This window comes from Methanospirillum sp. (assembly GCF_028679455.1).
Taxonomy (GTDB): Archaea; Halobacteriota; Methanomicrobia; order Methanomicrobiales; family Methanospirillaceae; genus Methanospirillum.
The window spans coordinates 1-5111 of record NZ_JAJRBM010000357.1 but is presented as its reverse complement, the minus strand read 5'-3'; the positions used below and the strand labels follow the sequence as shown (position 1 = coordinate 5111).

The 5111-nt window shown below is 48.2% G+C and carries 6 protein-coding genes; 4 read left to right on the top strand and 2 right to left on the bottom strand.

Translation table 11 applies throughout. The features are described from left to right. Positions 1 to 202 precede the first annotated feature (202 nt). The 4 genes from LUQ50_RS12160 to thiE all read left to right on the top strand — a co-directional run bounded on the left by LUQ50_RS12160 (position 203) and on the right by thiE (position 3250). Positions 203 to 892, top strand: coding sequence for a tetratricopeptide repeat protein (locus LUQ50_RS12160; protein WP_300040104.1), 690 nt, complete (start codon positions 203 to 205; stop codon positions 890 to 892). Between the two features lie 28 nt (positions 893 to 920). After that, entirely contained in the window at positions 921 to 1730 is an 810-nt protein-coding gene (locus tag LUQ50_RS12155) for a class I SAM-dependent methyltransferase family protein (protein WP_300040103.1), read from the top strand. 83 nt (positions 1731 to 1813) lie between these two features. Beyond that, positions 1814 to 2614, top strand: coding sequence for a hydroxyethylthiazole kinase (gene thiM, locus LUQ50_RS12150; protein WP_300040102.1), 801 nt, complete (start codon positions 1814 to 1816; stop codon positions 2612 to 2614). Next, the gene (thiE, locus tag LUQ50_RS12145; RefSeq protein ID WP_300040101.1) at positions 2615 to 3250 is read left to right on the top strand and encodes a thiamine phosphate synthase; all 636 of its coding nucleotides are present in this window, start codon (positions 2615 to 2617) and stop codon (positions 3248 to 3250) included. 35 nt (positions 3251 to 3285) lie between these two features. Here the strand turns inward: thiE and LUQ50_RS12140 are convergent, their stop codons facing one another. Continuing rightward, positions 3286 to 3699 carry a HEPN domain-containing protein gene (locus LUQ50_RS12140; protein ID WP_300040100.1) on the bottom strand — a complete coding sequence of 138 codons (414 nt, stop codon included), beginning with the start codon at positions 3697 to 3699 and terminating at the stop codon, positions 3286 to 3288. A 151-nt stretch (positions 3700 to 3850) separates the two neighbouring features. After that, positions 3851 to 4918 (bottom strand): DNA adenine methylase, encoded by a 1068-nt coding sequence (locus LUQ50_RS12135; protein WP_300040099.1) that lies wholly within the window; start codon positions 4916 to 4918, stop codon positions 3851 to 3853. Positions 4919 to 5111 lie beyond the last annotated feature (193 nt).

Below are 5111 nucleotides of genomic sequence, written 5' to 3'. Positions count from 1 at the left end.
TGATACATGAATAATCAGGAGATTTTATAGGTTAAGACTATTGCAACCGGTTGCAACTCATTGAAACTGAATGAAATTTACTATCAAAAACCTGACCGACCTCGATTCATCACGCCAGAGATCTCGCGGGACTGAGATCAAACCAGCTGTTCATGACACAAAGACCATCAGGATACACGATCAACGCTGACACAGATCCTGCATGAACCATACTGTATCAATTCTCCTGATATGCCTTATCCTGACTACCGTCACCCCCATCCTTGCAGAGAACTCTGTAGAGGAATGGAACAATCTAGGTGTAGTCCTCTTCGGAAAGGGGAATTATGATGAAGCGATTGCTGCGTATCAGAATGCAACGGCACTGGATCCGGATAATGCCATGGCATGGGGAAATATCGGTCTTGCGCTTGCAAGCCAGGAAAAATATGACCTGGCGCTTAACGCTCTGAATAAAACCGTTTATCTGAACCCTAACGATGCACTTGCATGGTCAAACATGGGGCTTGTTCTAGATCATCTGGGGAGGTATGATGAAGCTCTCGTTGCGTACGACCGATCCTTGGAGATCAAACCATCCATCGCGAGGACCTGGAACAATCGTGGTCTTGCCTGCCACAATCTCGGGAGAGAAGAAGAGGCTCTAACCGCCTATGAGAAAGCAAACTCGCTGGATCCCTCGTATGAACCTGCCTGGAAGAACAAAGGTTCAGCCCTAGTCAACCTGGGAAGATATGAAGAGGCCTTTGTCGCCAGTGAGAAGGCAATAACACTCAATGCCGAAGATGCGGCTGCATATAACACCAAAGCAGATGCCCTAAAACAGATGGGAAAAGAAGATGAAGCAAAAATTGCTTCAGCAAAGGCTACTGATATTTTGAATAATTCTTAATAATCCATTATAATTACCAGGGAGGCCCATGACACGTGGACAGAACCTCACCGACATTATCCCGGAGACACTCCATTCCCATATCCCCAGACGGTTTGAAGTGTTTGGTGATATTGCGGTGGTTTCATTCCCTGATGAACTCACCTCCTACAAACTTCAGATAGCCAGATCAATCATTGCAGACCGGCACAATATTACTACAGTCCTGCGACGGGTATCAAAACGCAGCAGTTACCACCGTGTCGCTCACTACGAACCGATTATTGGGACCAAAACCTGCACTACCTGTCGGGAGTCAGGATTTGTCTACCGGATAGATCTCTTAAATGCCTTCTTTACCACTAGGCTTGTAGGTGAGCGTCAGCGAATATCTTCACAGATACAGCCCGGTGAACTCGTCCTGATTCCATTTGCCGGGGTCGGACCGTTTGTGATTCCAGCAGCAGCACGGGGTGCGCAGGTTATTGCTATCGAAAAAAATCCGTACGCCTGCGTGCTCCTTCAGGAGAATGTCAGATTGAATCATTGTACTGATCGGGTTCTGGTAATTCAGGGAGACGCCATAACCACCCATACACTGTTAAAGACCCGGACAGACCGTGTTATCATTCCTACTCCCTATGGAATGGACGAGACATTTCCCCTATTGAGTGGGATGGTTAAGCCAGGTGGAGTAATCCACTACTACACCTTTCATAACAAGAGTGGTGCAGAAGAACTATCCCGGGATTTCCATGATTCTGGATTTAAGGTAGACAGGCTGCACCGGTGCGGCAATGTTGCTCCTTCTGTCAGCAGGTGGGTGTTTGATGTAAGGGTCGGGACAGACATCCTATAACTGAACATTTTTTACCAGTTGAGGCTGAACAGTACGACAGAGTTCTGATTATCAACTATCAGGAGTTAATTAGAGGAATAAACATGGCAGAAACCCCGTATTCAACTGTATTCGCTACAGCCAGAACCCAGACTCCTCTCGTCCACCATATCACCAACTATGTCACCGTAAACGACTGCGCAAATATTACGATCTGTGCTGGTGGTGCACCGGTCATGGCACATGCTCCTGATGAAGTGGAGGAGATGGTTCAGTATGCCGGAGCCCTGGTCCTCAATATCGGAACGCTGGATCAGGCCCAGATCGAATCGATGCTCCTCGTAGGAAAGGCTGCAGGCAGGCAGGATATTCCGATTATCCTTGACCCGGTCGGTGCCGGAGCAACCACCCTCAGGACAGATACCGCCAGGAAACTTATGGCTGAACTGCCGATATCGGTGCTCAAAGGGAATGCCGGAGAGATAGGTGTCCTTGCAGGAGTGGATGCCAGAGTCAGGGGAGTTGACTCTGGAGGATTATCAGGAGATCCAGTTTCGATTGCCAGGGAGTACGCAGAGCGGTCTGATATGATTGTGGTGATGAGTGGAGTAACTGATATCATCAGTGATGGAAAACAGGTGCTTCTCGTTGAGAACGGTCATCCACTGATGGGGACGATATCAGGAACCGGGTGCATGGCTGCATCAGTCACCGGTGTATTTGCCGCATCAGGGAAAGACCTGGTAACCACCTCGGCTGCAGCACTAGCAACATTCGGACTAGCAGGAGAGCGGGCGGCGACCTTTGCAAAAGGTCCGGGTTCTTTTAAAGTATCGCTCTTCGATGCCATGGCATCGCTTACCCCCGATGACCTCGCTCAGGGTGCACGGATCCGGTCTGTGTAAATGAGTTACGAACTTTATGTGGTGACTGATGAAGGTCTCTCCCGGGGATTTACCCATCTTCAGATCGCTGATCTTGCAGTGAAGGGGGGTGCTGATGTCATCCAGTTGCGTGACAAAAACCGTTCAGGAAAGGAACTCTATGAGGTTGCCTGTGTAATCCATGATATTACGGCAAAAGCCGGGGTATTATTCATTGTCAATGACCGGCTGGACATTGCCCTTGCCAGCAGGGCTGACGGGGTCCATATCGGGCAGCAGGATCTCCCCCTTGCGATAGTCAGATCTCTTGCTGCCCGCCCCTTTATTATCGGGGTTTCGGTGACTTCAGTGCTGGAAGCGATGCTAGCCGAACAGGAAGGAGCTGATTACGTAGCTGTCAGCCCGGTATTTACCACAGGATCCAAAGATGACGCCGGTCCGGGACTTGGTATTGAAATGGTAAGGGAAATCTCAAGTACCATCTCGATCCCGGTCATCGGCATAGGGGGCATCAACCCTGAAAATGCTGGGGATGTCTTTACCGCAGGAGCGGTCGGAGTAGCGGTGATCTCTGCTGTGGTAAGCCAGCCTGATATCACCAATGCCACAAAGGCGTTTAAATCCAGAATTCAGGATCTCCGGAGACAGATTCCATAACAGGGGGCCCCAGAGTATTGTCTTGATCACCAGATTCATTCTTCAGGTGTAGCGGGATTTACTGACTGACCCTTCTCCCACTCTTCACCAACCCAGGAAAGGACCTTTTTTGCACCTGTGATCAGTTCTCTTGCACGACTTTCAGTAAGTCCCTTAATCTGATCTGCAGAGAGATCAGACTGCCATACGAGTGGAGTGAGATCTGACAGATCGGTAACCGGTTGATGTATCGTATCCGGGAGGTACGACCTTGCGGCATGATGGAGGTCACAGAGAAGTGTGCCGCGTTCAGGCCTGACACCGGTCTTCATCACAAGCAGTCCTTCAAGCGTATATTCAAGAGCACGGTGGGCATAACTGACCGCCCAGAGAAACGAGCCGGCATTCAGGAGTTCTTGTGCAAGTGCAAGTTCGTGATCTGCACGATTGAGCCATAGTTCCGCTTTCATTCCAGTTCCTGATATCGAGTTATCAGAATAACGTTCTCGCTGATCAGAAAAAAGGGCTCTGTTCTGTCACCATCAAAGCATCTATCCCGAAGACCCTGAAAGGATCACCAGTTAACAGAGCAAAAAGGGATGTGAATGAATGAACCACTGCTCATATCACTGGTTTAAAACCCTGATAGTTCATTACCACGATCTCACTGATGGTTCCCCGTTTCTCTGCATCACTATTGATCATCCGTGTTGCCAACACCCGCTCTATCCGGTACTGCTGATAAAGTTCATCAAAAAAGTGATCAGTAGGATCCTCATTTTTAGGGTCAGAGTTGCTGAGCATCACCTTTGCTCCGATACTGTCTACACCGTCAAAGAATCCCTTAAGTCTGATCTGATCCTGATCTGAAAATCCACCAGATGAATAACCTGTAAATTTTGATGATGTGTTCAGGGGCCGGTACGGCGGATCAAGATATACAAACGTATGGTCAGTAACAAATTCAAGACAGCAGGAGAAATCTCCATGCAAGATCGTTGTGTTCTTCAGAAGATCTGATGCCTTGTGCAGATTACTCTCATTAACAATCCCGGGATTGCCATACTTCCCGAAGGGAACATTGAACTCACCCCGGGAATTCACCCTGAAAAGACCGTTAAAACAGGTTTTGTTAAGGAAGAGAAGCTGGGAAGCCCGCTCAATCCAGGAATTATCGTATGATGAGAAGTTAAAACGTTTTCTCTGATCGTTTAGATCCGATCTGATCTTCAGATACATCTCCTTGCGTCCCGGCTCTTCAAGGATGTCATACCGGGCCTGATACTCGTTGAGGATGTCGATGAGTGCATCAACATCCTGCTGTACCACCCGATAGGTAAGGACCAGTTCTTCATTTGCATCACAGATCACCGACTCTTTACCTGGAAACAACTGCATCACAAAGAAAAATACGGCTCCACCACCGATGAACGGTTCTACGTACCGGTCAAGACCCCCGCTCTGGAGTTCAGCAGGAAACCGGAAGTAAAACTCCTGGAGTAACTGGGTTTTTCCTCCTGCCCACTTGAAGAACGGTTTTGCATACTCATCTTCTGATCTACTTCGTTTTCTTCGCAACGAGCGAAGCAGGGCATTACAGTTAGTTGACATTACTTCCATCCGGACGGTAAAGAGTGAAGTCAGGATCGCCTGTCTTTCTATTGAACTGAGCGAACATTCTTTCCTCATTCCATTCATACTGAAGGCATTTCTTCCTGCCTCTTTCTCTTTGAGACCTACCTGATTCGGAAAGATGATAAAATCCAGGGGGACTGCATCCGGTCGTAGAAGACCGGATCTATTCCAAAAATCATAAGAGGTTACAAACTTATATACGGAACCATATGATTCGTGGTGCATTGATCGCTGGTTTACTTATCAT